A 25860-nucleotide genomic window follows, 5' to 3' on the forward strand; every position below is an offset into this window, starting at 1 on the left:
AACTTCATGGCCGCGACGGCATCAGCAGGGCGGCTGCGGGCAGGGCGTTCGCGTCATCGGCGGGTGGCGGGGCTTGCGTTCGCCGCGATGGTCGCCTTGGCGGCGGGCGGCTGCGGCAGTACAGACAACGCCGATGACACGTCTTCACCCAGTCGTCAGACCTCGAAGCCCGCACCGGCGCCGCCCTCCTCCGCGCAGCCCTCCGTGTCGGCGGCGGACGGACGCGATGTCCGCGCCTGCGCGGACGGCAACTGCGAGATCGCGGTGACCGGCCCGGTGACGTTCCGCTTCAAGGGCCCGGCCGGTCCGGCAACCCTGTCCGTCACCGAGGTCGGCCCGAACAAGGTGGAGTACACGGTGAAGTCGGGCAATGACCGGTCCAAGGGCGGCGCGACCGGCCCGGGCCAAGGTTGCGTCACGGTCCTCCGCAGCAACGGCGGAGGCAACTCCTGCGGTGGCCTGGACGCCGCCACCCGACCGAGCCCTCAGCCCGACGCGGTCGTGATCCAGGCGACCACCGGCGAGGACGGCACGGCAATCCTCCACATCGTGTCCGACTGACAGCAGGAAGCCTTGAGGCCGTTCCGTACCGAGTCGACCGGGGCACCCCTGCCGTCGGCCAGGGCCTGTCTCTTTGGAGTAGTGGCCGAGCAGCTCAAGATCCACCAGACCCGCCACCAAAGCAGGTGATCTGGCGGGGTAAGCTGGCATTCCATGGCAATAAGCTCGGCCCTGTGGTCCTTCGCCCTGGTTGTAGGGCTTCTCACTCTGACTCCCGGACTCGACACAGCGCTGATCTTGCGCACGTCGGCCCTCGGCCGGCGCAGGAGAGCCTGGGGCGTCGTCCTCGGAATCCAGACCGGCACCCTGGTGTGGGGTGCGTTCACCTCCCTCGGAGTGACCGCGCTTCTCACGGCCTCCCATCTCGCTTACACCGCGTTGCGCTGGATCGGCGCCGCTTACCTGATCTGGATGGGGTTCCGCATGCTCCGGGACACCTTCCGGGGGCTGCCTACGGCAGACACGGACGATTCTGTTCTGGCCGCCGGCGCGGACTCGGTCAGCGGCGGCTGGCGGCAGGGGACGCTCACCAACCTCCTGAACCCGAAGATGGGCGCCTTCTACGTCGCCGTCCTGCCTCAGTTCATCCCCCCAGGCACCGGCCACTTCACCATGGGCCTCCTGCTCACCACGGTGCACATCTTGATCGGTCTGCTCTGGTCTGCCGTCCTCATCGGCTTCGCTCGCGTCCTGCAGGGGTGGCTCCGCAAGCCCCAGGCTCGCCGACTGCTCGACCGGATCACCGGCACCGTCATCGGCGTCTTCGGTGTCAGGCTGGCACTCAGCAACTGACGATCCGAATGTCAGGGTCCAGCGACCTGCTCAGCACCGGACCCCAGATCTAGATGGATGCGACGTGTAGTGCGGCCTGGTAGGTGATGGCGAGTCTGTCCGTCCGTAGGGCCAGGCCGCGCCACTGCCTGAGTCGGGCGATGCACCGCTCGACGGCATTGCGCTCCTTGTATTCCTCGGAGTCAAAGCCGGGCGGGCGGCTCCGGCGCGACCGCGCCGTAAACGGTGACCGATCTGGTCACCGGGCTGCGGGATGACAGCCCGGATGCCTCGACGCCGAAGGTGTCCACGGATCGCGCCGGACGAGTAGGCGCGATCCGTCAGGACGGTCATCGGGCGGGTCTTCATGAACGGCACCTACGCAGCGCTCTACGCCTACAGCCCCGAGGCGTACCCGACCGCGATCCGCGCTACCGGCACCGGTGCGGCCTCCGCGTTCGGTCGTATCGGCGGCATCGCGGCGCCGATCACGATCGGCGTGCTGTACGCCACGGTCGGCTTCAGCGGGGTGTTCACGATGGTGACCGGCGCGCTCGTCGTGGGCGCCGCCGCCGTTCTCCTCTTCGGCGTGAACACCAGCGGCCGGACGCTGGAGGAACTGACCGAACGACACACCACCACCGACGAACACAGGGCTGTCGAGAGTGACGACGCCCGAGCGAAGGAGCCGCGCCCGTGAACCCGACCATCCTGCTCAACGCGTCCGTGCTCGATCCCCGCGCGGGCACGCTGCTGCCCGACCGTTCGGTGGTGATTCGGGGCGGCAATATCGAGGAGGTCACCGACACCAGGGTGCGAGCCAAGGACGCCGTCACGATCGATCTGCGCGGCCGCACTCTGATGCCCGGTCTCATCGACTCGCACGTGCATGCCACGCAGGCGAGCGCCGACTTCGCCGAGCTGCGCTCGTGGTCGCCGTACTACAGCGCGGCACGGGTCTCCCAGGTGTTGCGCGAGATGCTGCTGCGCGGCTTCACCACCGTCCGGGACATGGGCGGCGCCGACCACGGCGTCGCGCGCGCCGTGGAGGAAGGGCTGTTCGACGGCCCGCGCGTGCTGTTCGGCGGGCCCATCATCGCGCCGACAGGCGGCCACAGCCTCACCCGGATCTGCGACGGCGAGACCGAACTGCGGCGCGCGATCCGCGAACAGATGGCACTCGGCGCGCACCATGTGAAGCTCACGCTCAGCGGTGGCATCATCTCCACGATGCGCGTGGACTCGCTCGGCTACTCGGAGCAGGAGATCCGTGCCGCGGTCGACGAGGCGAGCCTGGCCCGGCGTTACGTCGCCGGTCACGCCTACACGGCCGAAGCGGTCAACCGCGCTCTGCGCTGCGGCGTACGCACCATCGAACACGGCAACCTCATCGACGAGGCCAGCGTCGAACTCTTCGAACAGCACGAGGCTTTCTACGTGCCCACGCTGGCGACGTACTTCGCACTCGCGCAGCAGGGCGCCGCACACGCCCTGTCCGACGAGAGCCGGCGCAAGCTGCACGACGTGATCGACGCGGGGCTGCGTGCGCTGGAGCTGGCCGACCGCGCCGGGCTCAAGATCGGCTACGGCACTGATCTGCACGGCGCGCTGCACGACCGACAGCTGACCGAATTCACCCTGCGGGCCCAGGTGCAGAAGCCCGCGGACATCCTGCGCGCGGCCACGGTCACCGGCGCCGAGATCGCCGGGATGACGGGGCACATCGGCGAGATCGTGCCCGGCGCCTTCGCCGATCTGCTGGTGGTCGACGGCAACCCGCTGGAGGACATCGCCCTGCTCACCGAACCCGAGCGCAGGCTGCTGCTCATCATGCGCAACGGCGCCGTCGTCAAGAACATCCTTTAGCCACTCATCGCCGTAGCCACCGAGTGTCGCCGCTTCACTCGCGCGGACCGCATTCGGAACCGAGGTCGCTGGTCCCGAATGCGGTCGCCCCCGCGCCGGTGGACGCCAGGTGTTCCACCGGTTCAGCGTGCCGACACATGGCCCGAGCTCGGAGACATCCACGCCGAGCGCGGCGAAGATGCTCATGCCCGCGAGGCGTGGACCACCGCCCTGACCCTCTACCGCAAGCAAGGCCGGTCCGCCGCGGCGCACCGCATGACGGCGAACCTGAACACCGACGGTCCCGACCGACCGCACCACAGGCCAACACCTCACGAAGGCAGGGAAATTGACCACGCAGACCGAGCACGTCGACCACGAACTCATCGAGGCCGCGGCCCATGTCGCGCGCACGCGCTGCCGGGGCGACAACCACACCATGGCAGCCGCGGCCCGCGCCCAGGACGGCCGGATCGTCACCGCGGTGAACGCCTACCACTTCACCGGAGGCCCCTGTGCCGAGCTGGTCGTCATCGGCGCGGCGGCCGGCCAGGGCGCCTACGAGCTGGACACGATCGTCGCCGTGGGCGACCGCGACCGCGGAGTCGTCCCCCCGTGCGGCCGGTGCCGCCAGGTTCTCCTCGACTACTTCCCGGACCTCAAGGTCATCGTCGGTGCGGGCGACCGCCTCCGGAGCGTTCCCGTCGCCGACCTGCTGCCCGAAACCTACGTGTGGGCCGACCACCAGCTCGACACGGAGAATCAGTAGAACTGGGACAGGCAGAACTCGTGCCCCTCCGGGTCGGTCATCACGACGACCACTCCCTCGTCGTAGTCGTGCCGCTCGCCGGTGAACCGGCCTCCAAGGCCTATCACTTGGGCGATGCCCTGATCGATGTCGTCGACCGAGACGTCCAGGTGCAGGCGCACCTTTCCGGCCCTCGGCTCGGTCACGGGCTGGAAGACCAGGCGCGGCTGCGGGTCGTCGCGACGGCCGAGATAGACCCAGCCGGGCTCGGACGGTCCCCGTGGGCGGTCCAGCAGCACGCTCCAGAACGCTGACACCCGTTCGACGTCGATGCAGTCGACGGTCACTCCCACCCACCGGTTTGCCATGGGCCGAGTATCCCCGGGCTGCTGCGGCGCGGGGCCCACTTCGAGCTGACCGACGTCGGAGATGTCGACCACAGCACGACCGTCCTCAGCCCGCTGCCTCACGTCGTGCACGAGTGCACGACCACACGCTGACGTCGTGTCACTCCGGTGTTCCCTGAACCGTTCAGGACAGGTGGACACCGGAGGCCAGAGGTGCGATCACTGAATGACCCACTCCCAGGAGGAGCCCTCCTTGTACTCGTCGGGGGTGTCCGCGTCCGTGCTCCGGGCCAGTCGGGCAGGCTGCTTCGACGGGTCGCCGATGAAGACGGAGCACAGCGTGTGTGTCTCACCGACATCCCAGCCCATGTAAACGTCTCCCACGGGGCAGCCACCTTCGACCGTGCCCGCGTGGACGACCGGACGCTCCGCGGCGGGTTCACCGTCATTGTCGAGGATCGCGGCGTTGGCGTTGAGGTCGGGATTGGAGTTGTCGGCACCCCGACTTGAGGGTGTACGCCACGAACACGAAGTACGGGGTACCGCCGCCCAGTTCGTCGTCGCTGTAGTGACCCTCGCGCATCTGCTCCATGGTGCCCTTCACGATCTTCGTGGCGGCCACCTGGAACTGCCCGCCGCCGGAGACCTCGGGCTCGAACAGCTTCGGGGCGGTTGGCCCATCGTCAGCGCGGGAGTCCACTCCACGGGCTTTCGCGGACTCTTCTTGCGGCCGCCACTCGTCAGGTCGCTCCCACTGTGCGCACGGCGCTCCTTGGAGCCGCCCGACTCGTCCCGGTGCCCGCTGCCACCGCAGGCGGTGAGTGCGAGTCCGAGTACGGTGGCCAGGACCCCGGAAAGGGCCCGCGAGTGGCGCTGCATGATGTGTCTTCCCCCCTGATGGATGTGCCAGGGGAGCGCGACTGAAGCGCGACGAGTCCCCCACCTCGTGACGATCGCGCGGCGCGTGTCATGTGCATGCTAGATCACTTTCATGCCCCGCTCGCCGTGCATTCCATCTCCGGGAGCAACGTCTCGACAAGCACCCGCAGCCCGCCCCAGCCGCCCGTACGGCTGACCACCAGCCGTAGAACCGTCCGCCGCTTGACCTTGTCGCAACGACAACGTTTCTACTGGTGCCATGCGAATCGGAGAGCTCGCCGGCATGGCCGGCATCACCACCCGCGCCGTGCGGCACTACCACCGCATCGGGCTGCTGCCCGAGCCTCCACGGCAGCCCAACGGGTACCGCGAGTACTCCCTGCGGGACGCCGTCGAGCTGGCGCGGATCCGCCGGCTGACCGAGCTCGGCCTGAGCCTCGACGAGGTCAAGGACGTGCTGGCCGACGACGTGGGCAAGGACCTCGTCGAGATCCTCACCGAGCTGGACGCCGACCTGGCACGCCAGGAGAAGGCCATCCGCCTGCGCCGTGACCGCCTGCGACTGCTGCTCGAACAGGCCGCGCACACCGGACAGTTGCCCTCCGAGGCCCCCGTCTCCCCCGAACTCGCCGCCCTCTTCGAGGACATGGCCCGCGCCTCGGCGCGCCTGCCCGGGCCGGAGCCCGCGATGGCAGCCAAGGAACGGCAACTGCTCGCCCTGCTGGAAACCGGTTCGCCGGGCGGAGACCGCAGCTGGCTCGAGGCCATGGTGCACACCCTCAACGCCGACCCGGACGCCATGCGACGCGCCTACGAGGTCTACGCCCAGCTGGACGAGCTGGCCGAGGCCTCCGAGGACGACGCGCGGGTGGAGGATGCGGCCCGGGCCATCGTCGACAGCATCCCCGAGGCGGCGGCACAAGCGATGAACATCCCTGCCGAGGGCGACGTGGGCGAGGGCGGCGGCTTCGCGGACGCCCTCTTCTCGGACTTCGCCCCCGCCCAGGCCGCCGCGGTACGCCGCGCCATCCAGCTGCTGCAGGAGCGTGCGCGGTGAAGGCGCTGAGACGGGCCGTGCGCTGGTCCTTCGCCGCACTCGTACCGGGCGAGCTCGCACTCGTCCTGTGCCTGGCAGGCGGGGTGCGGCCGCCCCCGGCCGCCCGGACGACCGTGGAGCTGGCGGCGCTCGCGCTCATGGCAACAGCGACCGCCCTGCTCTGCCTCGACTACCTCCGGCACCACCGCACCGGTCTCGACCGCCGCGGCGCCTTCCTCGCCGCGGTCGCCGATTCCGTACCGGCACCCGTGCGCAAGCTGACCGCCCACGAGATCGCCCTCTCCACCAGCTTCGTGCGCTGGGTCGCCCGCCGCGGCCCGCACGGCGTGGGCGACGGCGACGTGCCCGTCCCCTACGCCCCCGGCCAGACGTCCTTCATGTACGGCTTCCTCTTCGTCAGCATCGTCGAGACCGTCGCCCTCGCGTTCCTGATCCCCTGGCCTGTGGTGCACGCCGTCACGCTCGTACTCGACGTCTGGGGCTGCTACTTCGTCATCGCCCTGCACGCCTCGTGCGTGGTGCGCCCGCACGTTGTCGGGGCCGACGGCTCGCTGCACCTGCGTTACGGCGCACTGCTGGACATCCGCATCCCTGCCGACCGCATAGCTTCTGTCCGCCAGGACCGTAAGTTCCCTACGAGCAGGCTGGCCGCCGTGGATGAGAAGGGCGTCGCCGACCTGGCCGTCGGCGGCCAGACGACCATCACGGTCGAGCTCACCGAACCGGTCCGGTACGTACGCGCCCTGGGCAAGCCCGCCGAAGCGCACGCCTTCCGTTTCTACGCCGAAGACGCCACATCCGCGGTCGCCGCGCTGAGGGTGACCGGTGGCATCCACAGCCGGTAAACGAGGTGCGCTCCGGAGAGCGTCCCTCGTAGTGTCCCCTGCGCACCTTCGGTATTCGGCTTGACCAGGAGGTCCCCGTGCCCGGGAACACCATGTCCGGCGAAAGTGACACGCGCACCGCCCAGGCGGTCCTGCGCGAGGCCAACCACGTGCATGGCGAGCAGTTCCGACTACTGCAACGGTTCGACGACGGGGTCCAGTCAGGAGCCTGGCTCCTCACCCACGACACCGGCCGCCAAGCCGTACTGAAGTGGAGCCCGGACCGCTCCTGGGCCCCTCAGATCGAACGGGCCGCCGCGGGCGTCGCCAAGATCCGCGCTGCCGGATATCCGACCCCCGCCTGGCTCGCCGTCGGCACCAGCACCGACGGCTTCGGATACCAGATCCAGGAACTCGCACCCGGTCACACCGCACCACAAGTGACCGCGACCGAGGCCCGGTTGCTGATCGGCGTCCTGGAGATGCACGCCGGTCTCGATCCCGACCCGCAGCGATGCTGGTCGGAGTTCGTGACCACGCGCATGACCGGTGAGGACCTGTGGCGGCAGACGGCCGGGACCGGACCGACCGGACAGGACCTCGTCCACGCCTGCGAGCGGCTTCTCGCCGCTCACGGACCCGTCGCCTTGCCCACGGAGGACCTGGTCCACGGCGACTTCCGCCCCGGCAACATCCTGTTCGACGCGGACCGCGTCAGTGGCGTCATCGACATCGAGGCACTGGGCAGCGGCACCAGAGTCTTCGACTACGCGACACTCCTGAGCGCCCACGACTTCGCCCCCGAAGCCCTTGAGCTGCTGTTCGACGCCGGCGAGCAAGTGGCCGGACCCGGTGTTCTGGCCTACTGCTTCGCCCAGGTCGCCCTCGACCTCACCGTCTTCGTCCACCAGCGGAACCTTCAACTGGGCATTCAGAACGTGGGCAAGCTCCTCGAGCGCACGCTGATGCTTCTCCATCGCGCGGAGGGACACGACTGAAGCCCTCACCACGCAGCAGTGGACACCCCTCCCCTGGGGGAAATCCCCCAGCTCAAGACGGAGGCCAACCGCGTTATGGAGGGGACGTAGGCGCGCCTAGCGTCGGGGCATGAAGGCATCCACCAAAGACATACGACAGGGACGTACAGCACCGACGTACGGCAGCGACGTACGGCAGCGACGTTCAGCAAAGACATACGCGCATCGGTGCTTACGTACAGGAGACTTGAGCCATGTACGAGTCAGCCGGGGACCGGCCGCCGGAAGGCGCGCGGGCCGAGCCCTTACGTCGGGTCTCCCTGGGCACTGTCCTGCGCGCGCCGTTCATGGCTCGGGCCTGGGCCGAGGCCGCGTACTGTCTGATCGGCTTCCCCCTGGCCGTCGTCGGCACCGTCCTCGTGCTCGTCCTGCTCGCCCTCGGCGCCGGTCTCACCGCCTCCCTCGTCGGCGCCGTCCTCGGGCTTGCGCTCGTCGTCTCGGCGGTCGGCCTCGCGCGCTGCTGCGCCGCCGTGCATCGTCGGCTCGCCCAGGGATTGCTGGGCGAGCGGGTGGAGGCGCCGCCGCGGCTGCGACCGACGGGGAAGGCGTTCGCGCGGCTGGACGCTCGGCTGCGCGATGCGGCGGGGTGGCGTTCGGTGGCGTACGTCCTGGTGAAGCTGCCCGTCGCCGCCTTCGGCCTGTACGCCGTCGGCTGGTGGCTGACCGCCCTGCTCAATCTCTCCGCACCACTGCGCTGGGCGGCCTTCCACCAGCGCCCGGCCGCCGGCGAGGCGGGGATGCCGACGATCACGCCGATCCCCTTCGGCGGTGGCGCCCCGCACAGTACGAGTTTCGCCGGGACCTTCGCGGCGGCGGCGATCGGCGCGGTGACGCTGCTGGCGGCGCCCTGGTTCACGCGTGGCGTCGTCGCCGTGGACCGCTGGCTCATCCGGGCGCTGCTCGGACCGGGCCAACTCGCCGAACGTGTGCGGAGTTTGGAGGAGAGCCGCGCTCTCGCCGTCGACGACTCGGCGGCCTTGCTGCGCCGCCTGGAGCGCGATCTGCACGACGGGGCGCAGGTCCGGCTGGTCGCGTTGGCGATGAGCCTCGACATGGCGAAGGAGCGGCTGGGCGGGGAGGGAGAACCGGTCGCGGACCCGGCCCGGGTACGGCAACTCGTGGACACCGCACACCGCAACGCCACCGAGGCCCTCGCCGAGCTGCGGGACCTGGCGCGTGGCATCCACCCCCCGGCCCTCGACGACGGCCTGCCCGACGCACTGTCGACACTGGCCGCGCGGAGCACCGTGCCGGTGGAGCTCTCGGTGGACGTGACGCGGCGGCCGACGCCGGCGATCGAGACGATCGCCTACTTCTGCGCGGCGGAGCTGCTCACCAACGTCATCAAGCACAGCGGCGCGCGCCGGGCGGTGCTGCGGGTGGCGCAGGAGGACGGGTTGCTGCGGCTGCGGGTCACGGACGACGGCCGCGGCGGGGCGATACTCGGCGGCGGAAGCGGGTTGACGGGCCTTCAGCAGCGGGTGCGGACGGTGGACGGGCGCCTTGACGTGTCGAGCCCGAGCGGCGGGCCGACCGCGGTGACGGTGGAACTGCCGCTCCACGCTTGAGTCACACGGTGAGTGAAGGCATGGATGACAAGGCGAGTGACCTCGTGGACGGGTCTCGCGCAGCACGTCGGCGCCTGTCGTCCCCCGATCGGACCCGTGAGAGCATGCCCCCATGCGCATCGTGATCGCCGAAGATGCCGCCGTGTTGCGGGAGTTGCTGGCCCAGATGCTCACCGAGCGTGGCCACGAGGTGTGCGCGGCCGTGCCCGACGGCGACGCACTCCTCGCCGCCGTCGCCGAGCACCGGCCCGACGTCACCGTTGTCGACATCCGGATGCCGCCGACCCACACCGACGAGGGCCTGCGAGCCGCGATCGGCATCCGGCGCGAGCACCCGGGCACGGGTGTGCTGCTGTTCTCCCAGTACATCGAGACGAAGTACGCGACCAGGCTGCTCGCCGCGGGCTCGGCCGGGGTCGGCTACCTGCTCAAGGACCGAGTGGCGAACGTCGCCGAGTTCACCGACGCCCTGTCCCGCGTCGCCGCCGGTGGCACCGCTCTCGACCCGGAAGTGGTCACGCAGTTGGCCGGTGCGAGCCGTCGTGGGGACGACCTGGAGTCGCTGACGGCACGCGAGCGTGAGGTGCTGGCGCTGATGGCCGAGGGGAGAACGAACGCCGCGATCGCGCAGGCGCTGGTGGTGTCGGCGGGCACGGTCGAGAAGCACGTCGCGGCCATCTTCGGCAAGCTGGGCCTGCCCGCGTCGGAGGACGCGAACCGGCGCGTGCTGGCCGTACTGCGCTACCTGGAGTCGTGAGCGACGCCGGTCCACCGGGGGACAGGCCGGACCTATGGGCCGTGGCTGACACCGGTCCGCCGGGGTTCAGGCCAGACCTAGGGGTGCCGTAAGTGACACCCGTCCGCCGGGGTCCAGGCCGGACCTGTGGGCCGTAACCGAGCCCGCTTGGCCGGGAGTTCAGCGGTCCTTCGGGTCGAGCAGCCACAGCCCCAGGACCACCAGGAACGACAGGCACAGGAAGCCCGCGCCCCACCAGGCCGTGCCGGTCTCGCCCATCATCCACTCGTTGACGATCACACTGAGGCCCCAGAGCTGGCCGATGACCACGGTCATCGCCAGGACGAGGCGGGCGGTGAGTTTCGAGGAGCGTTCCGGCTCCTGGTCGGTGCCTGCGCCGGGCCCCGGACCCGTGTGCCGGATCCTGGGGTCGCCGTAGCCGCTGGTCGGGCGGATCTGCGGGTAGCGCTCCTTGACGGGGCGGTTGAGGCGCGGCTGGGCGCTGCCAGGGGTGTAGTGGGGCCTCGGGGGGACGCCTTCGGGCTGTTCGGTGCTCATGTCTGCTGCTTCCTCTCCCCGTTGGCGCCGTTCGCGACGGGGCAGCCCATCTGGGCTCTCGCCTCAGGCCCCACGTCGGCGAACTCGCGGCACACCGCGTCCTGGGGGCTCTCTCCTGAGCGGGCCGTGGCGACCGCCCAGACGCTGCCGTCGGGCTGTTCCACGAGCAGCACCTTGGGCAGGCCGCGCGGTGGCGGGCCGGCGGTGACTTCGCCGGTGCGGGCGTCGAAAATGCCTTCGTGGCAGGGGCAGTACAGCTCGCCCTCGCTGCCGCGGTCCTTGCGCCAGAGCACGCCGCAGGCCAGGTGCGTACAGACGGCGGAGTAGCCGACGAGGCTGCCGTCCGTGAGGCGGACGGCGACGGCGCGGTCGTCCTCGCCGGGATAGCGGAAGGCGATGGACTCGCCGGGGGCGAGGCGGTCCGTGATCCGCTTGGCGTCCGGTGCGCTGTCGATGTCGCCGTGCCGGTGCAGCACTCCCCCGGCGACGGCGATGCCTCCGACGGCCAGGCCGCCGGAGACGGTGGCGACGATACGGAGGTAGTCGCGGCGCGTGGTGAGGGAGTCGGCGGAGATGCGGTCCTCGAGTGCCGCCTGGGCAGTGTTGTCGTCGGTGCCGTGTTCGGGGACCGGGGGCTGCTCGGTGACGCTCATCGGGTCACGTCCTTCCCGTTGACCTGGACGATCGGCAGTCCTCCGGGCACCGGCCACTGGACCTTGTCGGCGGGGACGACCATCGCCACGCCGGTGTTGACGACGACGTCGCCGAACGTGAAGGAGTCCGCGACCTGGACGCCCGGCCGCTCGGCCTGGAGGTCCTCGAGCGTGCCGTAGAAGAGCGCGCCGGTGGGGCAGACCGTGGCGCACATGGGGGCTAGTCCGTAGGCGGTGCGGTCGTAGCAGAGGTTGCACTTCATCTGCAGTTTGGCCTGGAGGTCGATCTTCGGTACGCCGAAGGGGCAGGCGTTGACGCAGTTGGCGCAGCCGATGCAGCGGGTGGTGTCGGCCTGCTGCACCACACCGTCGGCGGTGACCAGGATCGCGTCGGCGGGACACACCTCGGCGCAGGGGGCGACGGGGTCCTCGCAGTGCATGCACACCGTGGGAAGGGAGGCCACGGAGTGGCCTTCGTCGGGGTAGTCGAGGTGAATCATGGATTTGCCGCGGTGAGAGTCGCACTCCCGGCAGGCGGACACACACGCCTGGCAGCCGATGCACCGGCCCGGGTCGATGAAGATCGTTCTGCCCATCATGGCGTGACCTCAGCTCCTCTCGGCGGTGCCACGGCCCTGCGGGGCCGTGGGCGGCAGGGGGTCGGTGCGGGACACCTGGGCTTCCGGGTACGCGGCCTGGCCCGGCGCGGTCGGGGGCGCAGGCACCTCGTCGATCTGTTCGGCGGCCTCGATGCGGCAGGCGCAGACCTTGTACTCGGGGATCTTGGAACGGGGGTCGAGGGCGTCGATGGTGAGCGCGTTGGCGGCGGTGGGGTACGGCCAGTGGTAGGGCACGAAGACGGTGTCGGGGCGGATCGCCTCGGTGACCAGGGCGGGGAAGACCTCACTGCCGCGGCGCGTCACGACGCGTACCGGTTCACCGTTCTTGAAGCCGTGCGAGGGGTGTACTTCCGCCCATGGGCGCGGGGTCTGTTCGACGAGGCCGGCGAGTCGGCGCGTCTGGTTGCCGGACAGGAAGTGGGCGACGGTGCGGCCGGTGGTGAGCGACATGGGGTGGTCGTCGTCGTACGGGTCCATCGGCGGGTGCCACTCCACGGTCTGGAGGTGGATCTTGCCGTCGGGGTGGTACGACTTGCCGTCCTCGAAGAGGCGGGGGGTGCCGGGGTGGTCGGTGGAGGGGCACGGCCAGGCGATGCCCCCGGTCTCTTCCAGGCGGTCGTAGGTGATTCCGTAGTAGTCGATGACCGTGCCGGCCGACGCGATGCGCAGTTCCTCGAAGACCTCGCGGGAGCCGGGATAGTCGAACTTGTCGCCCACGCCGAGGCGTTGGGCGAGCTGGCACATGACCCAGGTGTCGGTGCGTACGCCCTCCGGCGGTTCCTGGGCCTTGTTGTGCTTGACGACCCTGGCCTCGGCGTTGGCCATCACGCCTTCGTCCTCGGCCCAGGTGGTGACGGGGAAGACGACGTGGGCGTTGTCCGCCGTCTCGGAGAGGAAGAAGTCGAACTGGGCGTGAAACTCGAGGGTGTCGTAACCGTCCTTGACCGTCTTGTAGTTGGGCAGGGAGACGAACGGGTTGTTGCAGATGCCGATCAGGCCGCGGATCTCCTGGCGCTGCATCTGCCAGACCATTTCCATCATCGATGTGCCGGCGGCGGGGAGTTCGGACTCCTCGATGCCCCAGATCTCGCAGATCTGCCGTCGGTGGTCAGGGTTCAGGATGGAGCGCCCGCCGGGCAGCAGGTCGGCCTTCTGGCCGTGTTCGCGGCCGCCCTGGCCGTTGCCCTGGCCGGTGATGGTGCCGTAGCCGGCGCCGGGCTTGCCGATGTTGCCGGTGGCCACGCAGAGGTTGATGACGGTGAGGCAGTTCTCGACGCCCTGCGAGTGGTGCTCGATGCCCCGGGCGTGCCAGGCCATGGCGTTGTCGGCGCCCGCGAAGGCCCTGGCGACCTGGACGACCTGTGCGGCGGGGATCCCGCAGATCTCGGCGGCCCGATCCGGGGTGTACGTCGCGACGGTGGCCTTGACCTCGTCCCAGCCGGTGGTGTGTGCGGCCACGTACTCCTCGTCGACGAGGTTCTCGCGGATGACGACGTTCAGTACGGCGTTGAAGAACGCGGAGTCGGTGCCCGGTTTGAGGGCGACGTGGATGTCGGCCGTGCGGGCGATGGACGTCTCGCGCGGGTCGATGACGATGAGGACGGCGCCCCGGTCGCGGGCGCCCCACACGTACTGGGTCATCACCGGGAAGCACTCCCCCACGTTCGACCCGGCGATCAGCAGGCAGTCGGAGAGGAGGATGTCGGAGAACGGGTTGCCGGCCCGGTCGATGCCGAAGGAGAGCTTGTTGGCTCCGGCGGCGGAGACCATGCACAGGCGGCCGTTGTAGTCGACGTGCTTCGTCTTGAGGGCGACGCGCGCGAACTTGCCGACCAGATAAGTCTTCTCGGAGAACAGGCTCGCCCCGCCGAGCAGCCCGAACGCGTCGTTGCCGTGGGCGGACTGGATGCGGCGGATCTCGGAGACGGTGAAGTCGAGGGCTTCCTCCCAGGTCGCCTCGCGGAAGGGTTCGTCGCGGGAGCGGCGCATGAGGGGGGCGGTCAGCCGGTCCGGGTGGTTGATCTGCTGGTAGGCGTTGATGCCCTTGGGGCAGAGCCGCATCCGGTTGATGTCGTGGTTGCGGGGCTCGACGCCGAACACCTTGCCGCCCTTGTCGACGCGCAGATACATCCCGCACTGCACGCCGCAGAAGCAGCAGTGTGTGGGGACGAGGGTCTCGCCGTTCTGGTCGGCGTGCCACTGGTCGGCCGGGATACCGCCCGCGTCGCGGAAGTTGCGGGTGCCGGGCGGTGCGATGGAGGGGTCAAGCGGGATGTACTGCCGGGTCACTTGAAGCCCCTCTTCACGTCGCTGAGGTATGCGGTGCCGCGCAGCACCCGCTTGCAGCGCGGGCAGTACTCGGTCCAGGTGTCGAAGTCGAGCTTGAGGTCGCGCATGGTGCCCTGGAGGTTCTCGACGTACGGGGCGGTGTCGATCAGCTGACCGCAGCGCTTGCAGTGGAAGAGCTGTTGGTCCTGGCGGGCCGTGTACTTGAACAGCTGCATGCCGACGGCGGCCGGCCGCTGCACGATGTGGAAGAACTTCCCGAACGGGATGTAGATGAGGGTGAAGACCACCGACACCATGTGCAGGATCGCCAGGAACTCGTAGCCACCGCCGTGCAGGAAGATCGACGAGAAGGTGAGGAGCAGGCCCGTCACCGAGATGACGATCAGAGCGATCAGCGGGACCAGGTCGTAGGCGAAACGCTGGCCGGTCATGGCGCCGCGGTCCTTCATGCGCCGCCACAGGAAGTACGAGGCGCCGGGGATCACCAGGACGGCTGCGATGTCCAGGCCGTGGAACATCAGCCAGCCGAGGATGTTCAGCGAGTCGAAGCCGATGACCTTGATGCCCCAGATCCGCATCGCGTAGCCGGGGCCCGCGCCGGACGGGGAGGTGAACGTGAACCACCCCCAGGTCAGCGGGAAGGTGATCAGGGCGGCCAGGATGCAGCCCCAGAAGATCAGCTGGTGGGCGGCCCAGCGGGCGTGCGAGCGGGCGCCGAGGAACTTCTGGAAGCCGAGGTAGGTGGCGATCATCCCCGGCAGCGCGGTGGGTGCCTTGCGGAAGTTGTCGACCGACAACAGGCTGCGCCAGCCCTGCTTGAACAGACGGCGGGCGCCGGGGGCGGAGATCCACACGGTGTACCGGTAGGCGACGCCGAAGGCCAGGAACACGGTGGCGACGGCGTACGGCAGGAGTGCCGAGTCGAAGTCCTTGAGCAGCCGGCTGCCGAACACGATGGCCAGGATGAGGAGTACGGACACGATGACGCCGGCGAGCGTGGCCCGCCCCGCGACCGAACGCGGTCCGGGCCTGCGGGCCGCGCCGGCGGGCGGTGACGCGTCCAGGGTGTCGGCGACGGGGGGTGCGGGTGGCTCAGTCACCCGGCCTACGATAGGGAGTTTTATACGAGTTTTGCCCGTTCTGGGAGGCGCATGAGTGACGTGTCGGCGGGACGCACGCCCTATGGCCGTTCCGCCCCGATGTTCCGCATGCGGCCGTACGCGTAGACGCAGCCGGCGAGAGCGAGGTCGGACAGCAGCATGAATCCGATGGAGTACGAGTTCTTGGCGCTGTAGACCGCACCCATGACGAGCGGTGGCACGAACCCGCCGAGGCCACCCATCGCGCCGACGATGCCGGTGACGGAGCCGACCTGCGGTTGCGGAGTGACCTGGGAGACGAGCGCGAAGACGCTGCCGCTGGCCGTGCCGAGTCCGGCGGCCATCAGCAGGAAGCAGACCGTGCCTGTCGGGTTCAGCTGCGGGTCGAAGGCCTGGATGATCGCGAAGAGCGCGACGACGGCGAGGGCGCAGGCGGTGACGGTGGCGGGGTGGATCCGGTCGGACAGCCAGCCACCGATGGGCCTGAAGACGACCGTGACCAGCGCGAATCCGGCCGCCTTGGTGCCCGCGTCGGTGGGGTCGAGCTCGTACCAGGTCTTCAGATACGTGGGCAGGTAGACGCCGAAGGCGACGATGCCGCCGAACCCGATCGCATAGAGGCCCGACAGCTCCCATGTCACCCTCAGACGTCCCGCCTGCCCGAGCCGGGTGGCGAGGGGGCTGCTGGGGATCGGCCGGTCGGGGCGGTCGGTGATGAGGAACAGAGCGAGCAGCGCGTACACGGCCAGCGCGACGGCCACGACGAGGAACGGCAGGTTCTCACCGTGTTTGGAGATGCGCGGCGTGAAATAGCCGGACAGGGCCACACCGCCCATGCCCATACCGAAGATGCCGAGCGCGAACCCCCGGCGGGCCGGCGGGAACCACGAGTTCACGAGCGGGATGCCGATGGCGAACGTGGTGCCGCCGATACCGAGCAGGAAGCCGACACCGAGCATCGCGACGAAGGAGTTCTTGGCGGGGATGACCAGGAGCACGGGGATGATCGTCAGGGCGGAGACCAGCGGGAACATCAGCTTGGCGCCGTAGCGGTCGGTCAGCGCGCCGACCGGGACGCGGCCGAGGGAGCCCACGATGACGGGCACCGCGACGAGGAACGACTGATGGAACGAGCTCAGGTTCAGACGGTCTTTGAAGTCGCCACCCAGCGGCGCGAGGAGCGCCCACGCCCAGAAGGTGAGGGCGAACCCGACGGTGGCCACGGCCAGGTTGCGGTAGGCCGCGGCGGGCGGCCGGGCCGTCGTCTGCTCCGGTGCGAGGTGTTCCACATGCCGATGCTAGGAAGACCCGGAGCGTCCCGGCCTGATCTGGTGGTCCGTTCGATTCGCTCACCCCGGGCCGGCGTCAGCATATGTTGACGCCAGCCCGGCCGTCAGCATATGCTGACGGCCATGGAGAGCACACTCGAAATCGCCGAGGGCGCAGCCAGCAGCGACCCGGACACCGGGCTCCGCGCGGTGGCCGCCCTACGAGAACTCACCGAACGACTGGAGATCCTCCAGGTGGAGAACGCCCGCAAGCTGGGATGGTCCTGGCAGGACATCGCTGAGCGGCTCGGCGTCACCAAGCAGACCGTGCACCGCAAGTACGGCCGCATGATGGGGAGTCGATGATGTTCGAACGCTTCAGCCCGGACGCCCGCACCGTGGTGGTCCACACCCAGGAACACGCCCGCCGGCTCGGCCACCACCACGTCGGCCCGGAGCATCTCCTGCTCGCCCTCGTCTCCATGGACCAGCCCGCGAGCGCCGTACTGCGCGAGCACGGCGTGACGCCGCAGGGCGTGGAGGACGAGATCGTGCGTCTGGTCGGACTCGGGGGCGGGTCCCGCCTGTTCGGCACCCTCGACCGGGACGCGCTGGCGTCCGTGGGGATCGACATCGACGCGGTACGCGCCAGGATCGAGGAGTCCTTCGGACCGGAAGCCCTCGCGCGCGCCGGCAGTGCCGTCCACGATGGGCGCCGCCCGTCGAGGCGCGGCCCGCGTCGCGCGGTGCCCACGGCCCTCGCCCGCCACTGGCGACGCCGACGCGCCGCCCGACGCCCCGTCCTCACGGCACCGGCCGCCGCCCCCACGGGCCTGTACCAAGCAGCCGGCGCTCGCCCCAGCGGGCACATCCGGTTCTCCCCTCGCGCCAAGGAGAGCCTTGCGAACACCGTCCGCGAGGCACAGGCCCGGCACGACAGTCACATCGGCGTCGAGCACCTCGGCCTCAGCCTCGTCACCATGACCAGCGGCCTCGTGCCTTCGGTGCTGTCGGCGCTCGGCGCCTCGGCCCCGGAGCTGCGCACCGCGATCACCGACCGGTACCGGCAGGCGAGCTGATCCCCTCCTTCCCTCCGGCCATGTGGCTACGGCGCCGTCGCCGTGGTCCGGTCGGGGGCGGGCGGGGCCGCCGGGTCGACGGTGAGGACGAGGAACGTCGCGACGAGCGCGCTGGCCCCCGCGAGCCCCGCCGCAAGACGGCGGCGGGTCGTGAGAGTGGGGAGAGGCGTGGGGCCTGCGGGCTTGCGGTGGCGTCCCATGGTCGGTCTCTCTGTTTCGGTCCGGGCCGGGTCAGAACGTGAAGCACTCTGCGTGGATGTGATCCTCGGGCACCCCGGCCCGGACCAGCGCCGTCGTGGCCGCGGAGGTCATGCCGGGCGGCCCGCACACGTACACGTCGTGCTCGGCGAGTTCGGGTACGAGATTGCGCAGGGCCTGCGGTGCGAGCGGGTCGAACGAGGCGTCCGACGGGCCGAGCAGATAGTGCAGGGCCGCCTGCCTGCTGCGGGCGATCGCCTCCAACTCCCCACTCAGGAGGAGATGTTCGGCCGTGCTCGCGCGGTAGAGGAGAGTGAGGTCGCCCGGCGCCCCGGGCAGCGTCTCGAACAGGGCCCGCAGGGGTGTGATGCCGACGCCGCCCGCCAGGAGCAGCACCTTGCGCCGGGTGCGGCGGTGCGCGGTGAGCGCGCCGAACGGGCCGGTGGCCAGGACGCGCGTGCCCGGCGCGATCCTGCGGACGCGGCGCGTGTGCCGGCCAAGTGCCTTGACGGTGATACGCAGTGCGTCGCCGCGCACCGGCGCCGAGAGGGAGAACGGGAGCGACGTGTGCCAGAGCCCGCCCCTGAGGAATCGCCAGCGGAAGAACTGGCCGGGCTCGGCACGCAGTCCGTCGAGCCCGATGCCCTGCATGACGACGGAGAAGACGCCAGGCCCTTCACCATGGACGGCGACCACGCGCAGGCTGTGCCGTAGCGCCTGGTGGACGGGCACGACCAGCCGGTACCAGACGAGCAGTACGGCGACGGCCGCGTGCAGGAGGGCCCACAGCCACCGCGTGAGGACGTCGCTTGCGACGTCCGGGCCCGCGAGTTGATGCACGAAGCCCAGCGCGGCGCCCAGGTAGGTGAGCAGATGCAGGGCCCGCCACGTCTCGTGGGTGACGCGGCGGCGCACCGCACGAGCGCTGCTCACGCCCACGGCGACGAGCAGGCCCGTACCGGCGAACGCGGCCGCGATGGCCGGGTAGCCGAGGAGATCCACGACGGTGGACACGAGGTCGGTGCCGGCGTGGGTGGCGTATCCGCACACCGCGAGGACCAGATGGGCCGCGCACAGCTCCAGGACATGACGGCCCCCGGTGGCGTGACGGCGGGCGAGGCGGTCGGCGCCGACACCGTGCTCGACCGCGGGGATGCGCGCCATGAGGAAGAGCATGACGAGGACGCCGTAGCCGGCGAGCAGTCCAGTGAGATGAGCGCCGGTCGCGAAGAGCGCGTCCAGGCGCGCCGACGGTTCGGCCTGCACGGCCCAGAGGGCGCCGACGCCGATGCCGCCCACGACGATGCCGGCGCGCAGCGCGCGGGGCGAGATGCGCAGGGGCGCGGCGGGGCGGCCGATGCGGGGCCGGCGAGTGGGCCGCGGGGGTACGGGCGGGAGTTCCGCGCCCGGCCCCTCGACGTGGCGCAGGTACGCGTTCAGTGCGGGGTACCTGGAGAGTTCGGATGTGCTGGCGGCCTCGGTCGTCACGCAGCCACAGTAGGGGTGGGAAGGGGTGAAGAAGGCCAGGTCAGAGCCTTCACACTGATCCTTAAGGCGGGCTTGAGGATCGCCTCACGAGTGGTTAAGCCACGGCCGCGCCCAACCCGGACGGAGGGCCGCGCGACCGCGCCGGAAACACTGCTCCACGTTTGCGACTTCTTCGCCAGGTCACCGTCCCGGACAAGAGTGACTCCCGTACCGCACAAAGGACTTCGACTTCTTGTACACATTGTCGGACAGGCCGGGGAACCGACGCCCCTGTGGAGCGAGATACGAACCACTCACCCCCTGGTACAAAGAACACGTCTTCGGCTCCTCCCGACCGTGCCTCACTCATCGGACACGGCTCACGAGACAGATGTGCCGGCCGGACCGGCCCGCGCCGAAGCCCCCGCACCGAGCCTCGACCAGGCATGCCGGGCGCACTGATCAACAGGCGGCTCAGAGCAGCCCCCACCCGTGCAGAAAGGCCGACGGTTTGAACCCGCAGACATTTCAGGACGAGGCACCTCCCCACATACCCCCGCCGGGTCAGCGCATTGTGATCATCGAGGACGACGAGGCACTGGGTCGCTCCGCCGCCGCCCACATCGGCCGCTGGTACGGCACGGTGCACCGCCTGCCGCGGCCCGATGACGACACGCTGAGCGAGCACCTCGATCAGTCCGTCGACGCCGTCGCCGTCGTCTCCCGCGACGACATCGTCGCCTTGCGCTATGCCCTGCTGGCCGAACACCTCAAGCCGGGCATCCGGTTGGTCGTGACCCTCTTCGACCGCACGGTCGCCGACGAGGTCTCCCGTACGGTCCCCAACTGCACCGTTCTGAGCATGACCGATGCCATCGTGCCGAGCCTCCTGGCCGAGTGCCTCGCTCCGAGCTACGCCATGCTCCAGCCCGACGGCGGCGGCGTCATCGCGGTCCGGCGGGAAGACGGGACCACTTCCGTCGAGCACCTGCACGGACGTGCTCTCGCGGCCCACGCACCCGTTCACCCCCGGGCGTCCTTCCGTGCGTGGCTGCGCTCCCTCGGGACCTCGGCCAAGGCGCTCATCGCGAGTCTGGCCGCTCTGTCGGTGGCCTTCTCGGTGGACATCGCGCTCGGCATCCTCGTCCTGCACGAGCACTGGACCGACTCCGTGTGGAACGCCGCCCGCGCCCTCACCACGATCGGCTCCTCGCCGGCGGCCGAGCACGGACCCGGCTGGTACAAGGTCCTGTCCGCCGTCTCCATGCTCGCGGTCCTGGTGCTGGCGGCCATCTTCACCGCGAGCGTCGTCGACCGGTTCACCGGGCACCGCATGACGAGCATCCTGGGCGCCCGCTCCATCCCGCGCCGCGGCCACGTCATCGTCGTCGGCCTCGGACAGGTGGGCCTGCGGCTGTCCGCGCGGCTGAAGGACCTCGGCATCAAGGTCGTCGCCGTGGAACGCAACCCCCAGGCGGCGTGCCTGCCCCTGGCCCGCTCCCTGAACATCCCCGTCGTCCTCGGCCGGGGCGGCGACCGCTTCCTGCTCGAACGCCTCTCCGTCCTGCGGGCCCGCGGTCTTGCCGCGGTCGGCTCGGACAGTCTGGCGAACATGGCTGTCGCTGTCGCGGCCCGGGCCGTCGCCCCCGACCAGCGGATCATCCTGCGCGCCGGAAGCGACGAGGTCACGACGGACTCGCAGTCGCTGTTCCGGATCGGCGCGGTCTGCGACTTCCCCCGCATCGTCGGCGCGTTCGTCGCCGCGTCCGTTCTGGGGGCCGAGCCGTCCAGCGTCTTCGTCGCCGAGGACCGCACCTGTGCCCTGTTCCCGGACGGCCAGGTGGTCGACCTCGCCACGTGGGACACACGCCCCACCGATCCCCGGCAGGGCGCGAACGAGAGCGAGGCCGGCCACACTGCGTCGGACGTCGAGGCATCAGCGGCCACGAACTGAGGGGCCTCCATGGGCCACACTCTGCGACACCTCGGACACCGAGGTGTCGCAGAGATCATTTGTCGGACACGACCTGAAGAGCTGCACGTACGTGGCCGCCCGTCGGTCCGGCTGCGATGCTTCCCCCATGGGGTCGAAGCGGCGCAGCCAGGCCGAGCGGGACGCGATCACCGTCGAGATCGGCTATGCGCTGGTCAGCGCGTGCTTCCTCGGTGGTGTCGCGTTCGGGACCATCGCCGGTCCCACCGTCGTCTGGCACCTCCCTCGCGCCGTTGAACAGTTGTTGCTGGCTACGGGGACTGTCTTGGGCGGCGTTCTTGCGGTGCTGCGTGTCGTGCACGTCCTGTGGCGGTTCGGATCGCCACACCGCTGACTGGGCGTCAGGTCAACGGCGGAGGCCGCGTCATGCCGTTTGATCTGGTGACGCAGCGACAGGACCTCGGCGTCCTTGGCGCGGTTGAATCGCTCCGGGCGCGATGGAGGCTCCGGCCTGTCGCGCGTTGGGCGGAGTCAATGGCGCGTCCCTAACAATGGTTGGCGGTCCGGGAGGACCGCGTGTGCATGGTGGCGGGTGTGGATGGCTCGGAAGGATTGGCCGCACGGTCCTCCCGAACACTCCGGCCGTGGCCAGCTCCGTGCTGGGAGCGACTTGCCTGTACGCCGTCTACGACCCGGTCACCCGGCGGTGCACGCTGGCCCGGGCCGGTCACCTGCCACCTGCCACCTGCCACCTGCCACCTGCCACCTGCCACCTGCCACCGTTGCGGCTGACGGCACTGTCGTCTCCCCCGACTGCCAACCGGGCCACCGCCAGGCCTGGGGTTCCTGCCGTTTGAGTCCGCCGAGCTGGAACTGCCCGATGGCACGCTCCTCACTCTGTTTACCAACGGTCTCATCGGGGCTGGCGACCGGGACGTCGACCCCGGGCTGAATTGCCTCGCCGAGGCCCTGGCCGCCCCGGCCCCGACGTCGGAGGACGTCTGCGAGAACGTGACGGGCGCCCTGCTCACCGGTCCACCGTCCGACGACGACGGCGCCCTGCTCCTGGCCCGCACCCACGGCCTGGACGCAGGCCAGGTCGCCTCCTGGAATCTGGCCTGCGACCCGGCCGTCGTCGCCGACTCCCGCGCACTGGCCGTCCGCAGGCTCGCGCCGACTGGAGCCTGGAGCAGCTGCAATTCACTACGGAAGTGGTGCTCAGCGAGCTGGTCATCAACGCCATCTGCTACGGGGCAGAGCCCATCCGGCTCCGGCCGATCCGGCAGGACGTGCTGACCTGCGAGGTGGCGGACGCCAGTAGCACCTCGCCGCGCCTGTGCCACGCCCGTACCACCGATGAGGGAGGGCGCGGGCTGTTCCTCATCGCGCAGCAATTCCCGCAGTCGGGCGTCCTGTCCGTAGACCCAGGTCGTGTCGGCTCCGTAGAACCGGACTTCAATCCTTCGCAGGTCTGGCGTGACGCTGACGTTCCGCTGGCGCTGCGGATCTGACAGGTCGAAAGTCAGGTTCGTCCACATGCCGGGGGCGTGCGCGGCTTCGACCAGCGTGACCAGCTCACCAAGCGTTTCTGAGCGATACCGCGTGGATCCGTGCTGCGTGGAGACCACGGGTTCCCCTGCCGTTCCTTCCACTGCCATAGCGCACGACCGGTCCAGTGGACTGCGGCCCAGCCGGCAACGGTAGTAGGTTCTCCGATTCTGCGTCCCGGCGGCACAATGGGCATCCCCACAGTGCCGCCGGGGCGGTTCACGTCGACCAGATGATCAGCAGGAGTTCGCTGACCTGTGATCGGCCGCCGAGATAAGGCAGTTGGAGGTGCAGCGCCTGGTGCGCGCTGCGAGGCAGAGCGAAGCTCCCTTCCGGCTATACCCCACTCGCAGTACCTCTGTTTCGACGGGCAATCATGCCCGCGATCAACGCAAGGCGGTGGCGACCAGCCGGACCGCCTGCCGTCACCGGTTCGACGAGGGCCGGCATACACCGAACGTGACCCTGCGAAGATTTCCATGAGGTTGAGGTGTGCCACCGCGCGCCCGCCGGACACGGGACCGGCGGCATCGAAACCGCATCGCGCCATGACATCTGCGGGCACCTAGCGCCATATCAGGCAGCGTCTGCCCTGTTGTGATGGGACACGCCGATCGGGCGCCGGTGCTCGCGGTGCGTCACCATGACTCTGTCCGGGTGGCGGAACATGTGCGGGTCGAGCCGGCAAGGGCCCCCTGGCACGGGCCCGATCGACCTGGACGACCTTCTTGCCCTGTGGGTACCAGTACCGGTGCGGAAAGTCGGTGCCGAGCAGCAACAGGGTGCCCGCTCCGTCCATCGAGTGCGCGGCGGCCGGATGGCCGATCAGACCGGTCTGGCCGACTTCGTAGGGGTTGTCGCCATCGAAGTCGTCCTTCGCCCATCCCTGCAGTGTCCCTAACGGGCCGTGCCGAAGTCCTGGGTCCAGTAGCTGTCAGGCTGCGCGAGGCCGATGCCGATCTCCTTGAACGAGCAGTCGAGGATGTTGCGCTTGTGGCCCGGGCTGGACATCCACGCCGCCATGACCTTCTCGGGGGTCGAGTATCCGTAGGCGACGTTCTCGCCGTAGGAGCTCCAGCTGTAACCGGCACGCGTGATCCGGTCATCGGGCGACGACCCGTCGGAGCCCGTGTGGGACATGTTCTGGTGGGATGCCATGTCCTTGCTGTGATCCTGAGCGGCCTTGGTCAGCTTCGCGTTCATGGTCAGCGGAGAGCATCCGGCCTTGCTGCGCTCGTTGTTGACGAGCGTCAGTACGCGGGCCGTGTCCCCGGATGCCGGTGCGGTCGTAGCGGGTGCACTGGGAGAGGTAGTGGTCTGCCGCGCACGGGGAGTCGCCTTGGTCTGGCGTGCACGGGGAGTCGCCGTGGTCTGGCGTGCACGGGGAGTCGCCGTGGTCTGGCGTGCACGGGGAGTCGCAGTGGCCTGCCGCTCACTGGGAGTCGCAGTGGCACTCTTCGACGCTCCCGCAGCCGGCTCATGGCCCCAGGACGAGCCCGACCACCTCTGGTGGGCGCTCACCTTCTCCCAGTGGCCGGAGGGGCGACCGCCCGCATCACCCTGAGTTCCCAGGCAGGCCATGGCGGCGGAGGGCACACCCACGGCTCCTACGGCGATGGCAGCGATGGCTATCGGCCGGTAGTTCGTCTTCCTGCGGTGCTTCCTCATGCGTGACCTCGCTCAGTGATCGCGGAGCGCCTCCAGCGGGTCCGGCTCTGCCCAGTTCTTGACCTGGGCCGCGGAGACGCCTTGCGGCCGACATTCTTGGAACTGCTGTCGGGGTGCGGCAACAGGCGGCAGTACTACCCCGGCCCGTAGCCATGGACGGCTCTTGAAACGGGCGCGCAGACGTGCTGGTCGGGCTCCTGGGGTGGCGAAGAAGTCTGTCGGTCCGTCAGAAGCGGTTGTTCGCCGCACGAACGGGCGAAAGCGTGGAGCGGGTCGAATACCGCTCGATCTGGCTCGCAGTATTTCTGCATCAAGGCGGATAAAACGCGCCGTGCCGTCGAGCCTCGATCTACTAAGCGATGGCCTCAGAGCCAAAAGCCTGTGTGGCTGATGTCACAGGACGACGGGTGCGCCGGCCTCGCCATGCCGCAGGTGGTGCAGGCGCCGCCCTTCGGTCTTCTTGGTGGAACAGTTACCGCGGGGATCATCGACGCGCAGTCGGTGAAGGCCGCCGCGATGGAGCCAGCCGCGTCACGCGGCTTCGACGCGGCAAGTTGATCAACGGCAGGAAGCGGCACATCGTGACCGCCTGTCTGGGCCTGCTGCTGGTCGTGACCGTGACGGCCGTGAACATCGGTGAACGGGACGTGGCCACCGGCCTGCTGACCCGGCGGAGCTGCACCGGGACATCTGCGTCATCTGGGCTGCCGACCGGCGCCCTCATCCGCCGGGGGCCCGCGAAACGCTCGCCCTGACCGTTCAGGTCGTCAAACGCACGGACGATCGGGCGGGGTTCGTGATGTTGCCGAGACGGTGGGTGGTTGAGCACACCCAGAGCTGGCTGATGCATTCGAGGTGTCTGGCAAGGGATTACGGGACACTGCCCGTGACCAGCGAGGCGATGATCCAGTTCTCGATGATCACGCGGATGGGCCGCCGCCTGGCGAGGCCACACCCCTGCGCCCTGCACCGTGCACGGTGCAGGGCGCGCACGCAGTCACGCCGGGATGCGCACAAGCCTGCCAGGCGTGACGGGGCGCCTGTGAGCGTTCGCCGGGATTCAGCCGCTCCGGGTGAAGGACAACAGCGTGGGAGCAGCAAAGGGC

The 25860-nt window shown here is 69.7% G+C and carries 31 protein-coding genes and 2 pseudogenes; 19 read left to right on the forward strand and 14 right to left on the reverse strand.

All coding sequences use genetic code 11. The features are described 5' to 3' along the window. The first annotated feature begins 6 nt into the window (after positions 1 to 6). Both LGI35_RS05400 and LGI35_RS05405 read left to right on the forward strand, forming a co-directional pair. A complete protein-coding gene (locus LGI35_RS05400; RefSeq protein ID WP_227292759.1) occupies positions 7 to 561 on the forward strand; it encodes a hypothetical protein in 555 nt (184 codons plus the stop codon). Positions 562 to 714: 153 nt separating this feature from the next. Beyond that, positions 715 to 1353: a LysE family translocator gene (locus tag LGI35_RS05405; RefSeq protein ID WP_227292760.1), complete on the forward strand. Its 639-nt coding sequence runs from the start codon at positions 715 to 717 to the stop codon at positions 1351 to 1353. A gap of 49 nt (positions 1354 to 1402) precedes the next feature. On the opposite strand, the pseudogene LGI35_RS05410 reads toward LGI35_RS05405, so the two are convergent. Further along, positions 1403 to 1698 (reverse strand): annotated as a pseudogene (locus tag LGI35_RS05410) (transposase); the annotation flags it as partial. Position 1699: 1 nt separating this feature from the next. On the opposite strand from LGI35_RS05410, the gene LGI35_RS05415 reads away from it, so the two are divergent. The 3 genes from LGI35_RS05415 to LGI35_RS05425 all read left to right on the forward strand — a co-directional run bounded on the left by LGI35_RS05415 (position 1700) and on the right by LGI35_RS05425 (position 3946). After that, complete coding sequence (locus LGI35_RS05415; protein ID WP_227292761.1) at positions 1700 to 2032, forward strand: MFS transporter; 333 nt, start codon at positions 1700 to 1702, stop codon at positions 2030 to 2032. Then, positions 2029 to 3198 carry a metal-dependent hydrolase family protein gene (locus LGI35_RS05420; RefSeq protein ID WP_227292762.1) on the forward strand — a complete coding sequence of 390 codons (1170 nt, stop codon included), beginning with the start codon at positions 2029 to 2031 and terminating at the stop codon, positions 3196 to 3198. Before LGI35_RS05415 ends, LGI35_RS05420 begins: the two co-directional genes overlap by 4 nt. 328 nt (positions 3199 to 3526) lie before the next feature. Continuing rightward, the gene (locus LGI35_RS05425; protein WP_227292763.1) at positions 3527 to 3946 is read left to right on the forward strand and encodes a cytidine/deoxycytidylate deaminase family protein; all 420 of its coding nucleotides are present in this window, start codon (positions 3527 to 3529) and stop codon (positions 3944 to 3946) included. Here the strand turns inward: LGI35_RS05425 and LGI35_RS05430 are convergent. The 3 genes from LGI35_RS05430 to LGI35_RS05440 form a co-directional block, all read right to left on the reverse strand. Continuing rightward, entirely contained in the window at positions 3940 to 4293 is a 354-nt protein-coding gene (locus LGI35_RS05430; RefSeq protein WP_227292764.1) for a VOC family protein, read from the reverse strand. The genes LGI35_RS05425 and LGI35_RS05430 overlap by 7 nt on opposite strands. A 198-nt stretch (positions 4294 to 4491) precedes the next feature. Then, the gene (locus LGI35_RS05435; protein WP_227292765.1) at positions 4492 to 4656 is read right to left on the reverse strand and encodes a hypothetical protein; all 165 of its coding nucleotides are present in this window, start codon (positions 4654 to 4656) and stop codon (positions 4492 to 4494) included. Positions 4657 to 4717: 61 nt separating this feature from the next. After that, positions 4718 to 4972: a hypothetical protein gene (locus tag LGI35_RS05440; RefSeq protein WP_227292766.1), complete on the reverse strand. Its 255-nt coding sequence runs from the start codon at positions 4970 to 4972 to the stop codon at positions 4718 to 4720. 438 nt (positions 4973 to 5410) lie between these two features. Here LGI35_RS05440 and LGI35_RS05445 point away from each other — a divergent pair, with 438 nt between their 5' ends. The 5 genes from LGI35_RS05445 (at position 5411) to LGI35_RS05465 (ending at position 10394) form a co-directional block, all read left to right on the forward strand. Next, entirely contained in the window at positions 5411 to 6208 is a 798-nt protein-coding gene (locus LGI35_RS05445) for a MerR family transcriptional regulator (RefSeq protein WP_227292767.1), read from the forward strand. After that, positions 6205 to 7053: a hypothetical protein gene (locus LGI35_RS05450; protein WP_227292768.1), complete on the forward strand. Its 849-nt coding sequence runs from the start codon at positions 6205 to 6207 to the stop codon at positions 7051 to 7053. The genes LGI35_RS05445 and LGI35_RS05450 overlap by 4 nt, the downstream gene beginning before the upstream one ends. Before the next feature lie 77 nt (positions 7054 to 7130). Next, positions 7131 to 8030 (forward strand): aminoglycoside phosphotransferase family protein, encoded by a 900-nt coding sequence (locus tag LGI35_RS05455; RefSeq protein WP_227292769.1) that lies wholly within the window; start codon positions 7131 to 7133, stop codon positions 8028 to 8030. A 233-nt stretch (positions 8031 to 8263) separates the two neighbouring features. Then, the gene (locus tag LGI35_RS05460) at positions 8264 to 9637 is read left to right on the forward strand and encodes a sensor histidine kinase (protein ID WP_227292770.1); all 1374 of its coding nucleotides are present in this window, start codon (positions 8264 to 8266) and stop codon (positions 9635 to 9637) included. Between the two features lie 112 nt (positions 9638 to 9749). Further along, a complete protein-coding gene (locus LGI35_RS05465) occupies positions 9750 to 10394 on the forward strand; it encodes a response regulator transcription factor (RefSeq protein WP_227292771.1) in 645 nt (214 codons plus the stop codon). A gap of 159 nt (positions 10395 to 10553) precedes the next feature. On the opposite strand, the gene LGI35_RS05470 is transcribed toward LGI35_RS05465, so the two are convergent. The 6 genes from LGI35_RS05470 to LGI35_RS05495 all read right to left on the reverse strand — a co-directional run bounded on the left by LGI35_RS05470 (position 10554) and on the right by LGI35_RS05495 (position 16882). Then, positions 10554 to 10931 carry a hypothetical protein gene (locus LGI35_RS05470; RefSeq protein ID WP_227292772.1) on the reverse strand — a complete coding sequence of 126 codons (378 nt, stop codon included), beginning with the start codon at positions 10929 to 10931 and terminating at the stop codon, positions 10554 to 10556. After that, the gene (locus tag LGI35_RS05475) at positions 10928 to 11584 is read right to left on the reverse strand and encodes a QcrA and Rieske domain-containing protein (protein ID WP_227292773.1); all 657 of its coding nucleotides are present in this window, start codon (positions 11582 to 11584) and stop codon (positions 10928 to 10930) included. Before LGI35_RS05475 ends, LGI35_RS05470 begins: the two co-directional genes overlap by 4 nt. Then, positions 11581 to 12183, reverse strand: coding sequence for a 4Fe-4S dicluster domain-containing protein (locus LGI35_RS05480; RefSeq protein WP_100594407.1), 603 nt, complete (start codon positions 12181 to 12183; stop codon positions 11581 to 11583). The genes LGI35_RS05475 and LGI35_RS05480 overlap by 4 nt, the downstream gene beginning before the upstream one ends. Before the next feature lie 9 nt (positions 12184 to 12192). After that, the gene (locus tag LGI35_RS05485; RefSeq protein ID WP_227292774.1) at positions 12193 to 14493 is read right to left on the reverse strand and encodes a molybdopterin oxidoreductase family protein; all 2301 of its coding nucleotides are present in this window, start codon (positions 14491 to 14493) and stop codon (positions 12193 to 12195) included. Then, positions 14490 to 15593, reverse strand: coding sequence for an MFS transporter (locus LGI35_RS05490; protein ID WP_376600953.1), 1104 nt, complete (start codon positions 15591 to 15593; stop codon positions 14490 to 14492). The genes LGI35_RS05485 and LGI35_RS05490 overlap by 4 nt, the downstream gene beginning before the upstream one ends. 80 nt (positions 15594 to 15673) lie before the next feature. Next, positions 15674 to 16882 carry a nitrate/nitrite transporter gene (locus LGI35_RS05495; protein WP_227292775.1) on the reverse strand — a complete coding sequence of 403 codons (1209 nt, stop codon included), beginning with the start codon at positions 16880 to 16882 and terminating at the stop codon, positions 15674 to 15676. A gap of 123 nt (positions 16883 to 17005) precedes the next feature. Between LGI35_RS05495 and LGI35_RS05500 the strand changes: the two genes are divergently transcribed. Both LGI35_RS05500 and LGI35_RS05505 read left to right on the forward strand, forming a co-directional pair. After that, entirely contained in the window at positions 17006 to 17227 is a 222-nt protein-coding gene (locus LGI35_RS05500) for an AsnC family protein (protein WP_227292776.1), read from the forward strand. Continuing rightward, the gene (locus LGI35_RS05505; RefSeq protein WP_227292777.1) at positions 17224 to 17940 is read left to right on the forward strand and encodes a Clp protease N-terminal domain-containing protein; all 717 of its coding nucleotides are present in this window, start codon (positions 17224 to 17226) and stop codon (positions 17938 to 17940) included. The genes LGI35_RS05500 and LGI35_RS05505 overlap by 4 nt, the downstream gene beginning before the upstream one ends. A 26-nt stretch (positions 17941 to 17966) precedes the next feature. On the opposite strand, the gene LGI35_RS05510 is transcribed toward LGI35_RS05505, so the two are convergent. Further along, positions 17967 to 18140 carry a hypothetical protein gene (locus LGI35_RS05510; RefSeq protein WP_227292778.1) on the reverse strand — a complete coding sequence of 58 codons (174 nt, stop codon included), beginning with the start codon at positions 18138 to 18140 and terminating at the stop codon, positions 17967 to 17969. Between the two features lie 31 nt (positions 18141 to 18171). Next, positions 18172 to 19626, reverse strand: a complete 1455-nt coding sequence (locus LGI35_RS05515) for a ferredoxin reductase family protein (protein WP_227292779.1) — start codon at positions 19624 to 19626, stop codon at positions 18172 to 18174. A 553-nt stretch (positions 19627 to 20179) separates the two neighbouring features. On the opposite strand from LGI35_RS05515, the gene LGI35_RS05520 reads away from it, so the two are divergent. The 5 genes from LGI35_RS05520 to LGI35_RS05535 all read left to right on the forward strand — a co-directional run bounded on the left by LGI35_RS05520 (position 20180) and on the right by LGI35_RS05535 (position 23049). After that, positions 20180 to 21559 (forward strand): NAD-binding protein, encoded by a 1380-nt coding sequence (locus LGI35_RS05520; RefSeq protein ID WP_227292780.1) that lies wholly within the window; start codon positions 20180 to 20182, stop codon positions 21557 to 21559. A 127-nt stretch (positions 21560 to 21686) separates the two neighbouring features. Next, the gene (locus LGI35_RS05525; RefSeq protein WP_227292781.1) at positions 21687 to 21932 is read left to right on the forward strand and encodes a DUF6332 family protein; all 246 of its coding nucleotides are present in this window, start codon (positions 21687 to 21689) and stop codon (positions 21930 to 21932) included. 157 nt (positions 21933 to 22089) lie between these two features. Beyond that, positions 22090 to 22395, forward strand: coding sequence for a serine/threonine-protein phosphatase (locus tag LGI35_RS46060; protein WP_264484665.1), 306 nt, complete (start codon positions 22090 to 22092; stop codon positions 22393 to 22395). Further along, the gene (locus tag LGI35_RS46065) at positions 22385 to 22834 is read left to right on the forward strand and encodes a serine/threonine-protein phosphatase (RefSeq protein ID WP_264484719.1); all 450 of its coding nucleotides are present in this window, start codon (positions 22385 to 22387) and stop codon (positions 22832 to 22834) included. Before LGI35_RS46060 ends, LGI35_RS46065 begins: the two co-directional genes overlap by 11 nt. Next, positions 22750 to 23049, forward strand: coding sequence for an ATP-binding protein (locus LGI35_RS05535; protein ID WP_227300770.1), 300 nt, complete (start codon positions 22750 to 22752; stop codon positions 23047 to 23049). Before LGI35_RS46065 ends, LGI35_RS05535 begins: the two co-directional genes overlap by 85 nt. A 743-nt stretch (positions 23050 to 23792) precedes the next feature. Here LGI35_RS05535 and LGI35_RS05540 read toward each other — a convergent pair. Both LGI35_RS05540 and LGI35_RS05545 read right to left on the reverse strand, forming a co-directional pair. Next, positions 23793 to 23966: pseudogene (locus LGI35_RS05540) on the reverse strand (thiamine pyrophosphate-dependent enzyme); the annotation flags it as partial. 17 nt (positions 23967 to 23983) lie between these two features. Beyond that, complete coding sequence (locus tag LGI35_RS05545) at positions 23984 to 24754, reverse strand: CAP domain-containing protein (RefSeq protein ID WP_227292782.1); 771 nt, start codon at positions 24752 to 24754, stop codon at positions 23984 to 23986. 390 nt (positions 24755 to 25144) lie between these two features. Between LGI35_RS05545 and LGI35_RS05550 the strand changes: the two genes are divergently transcribed. Continuing rightward, positions 25145 to 25312: a hypothetical protein gene (locus LGI35_RS05550; protein ID WP_227292783.1), complete on the forward strand. Its 168-nt coding sequence runs from the start codon at positions 25145 to 25147 to the stop codon at positions 25310 to 25312. A 23-nt stretch (positions 25313 to 25335) separates the two neighbouring features. Then, on the forward strand, positions 25336 to 25509 hold the full coding sequence (locus LGI35_RS05555; protein ID WP_227292784.1) for a hypothetical protein: 174 nt from the start codon (positions 25336 to 25338) through the stop codon (positions 25507 to 25509). Positions 25510 to 25860: the final 351 nt, after the last annotated feature.

The sequence above is a fragment of the Streptomyces longhuiensis genome (assembly GCF_020616555.1).
GTDB lineage: Bacteria > Actinomycetota > Actinomycetes > Streptomycetales > Streptomycetaceae > Streptomyces > Streptomyces longhuiensis.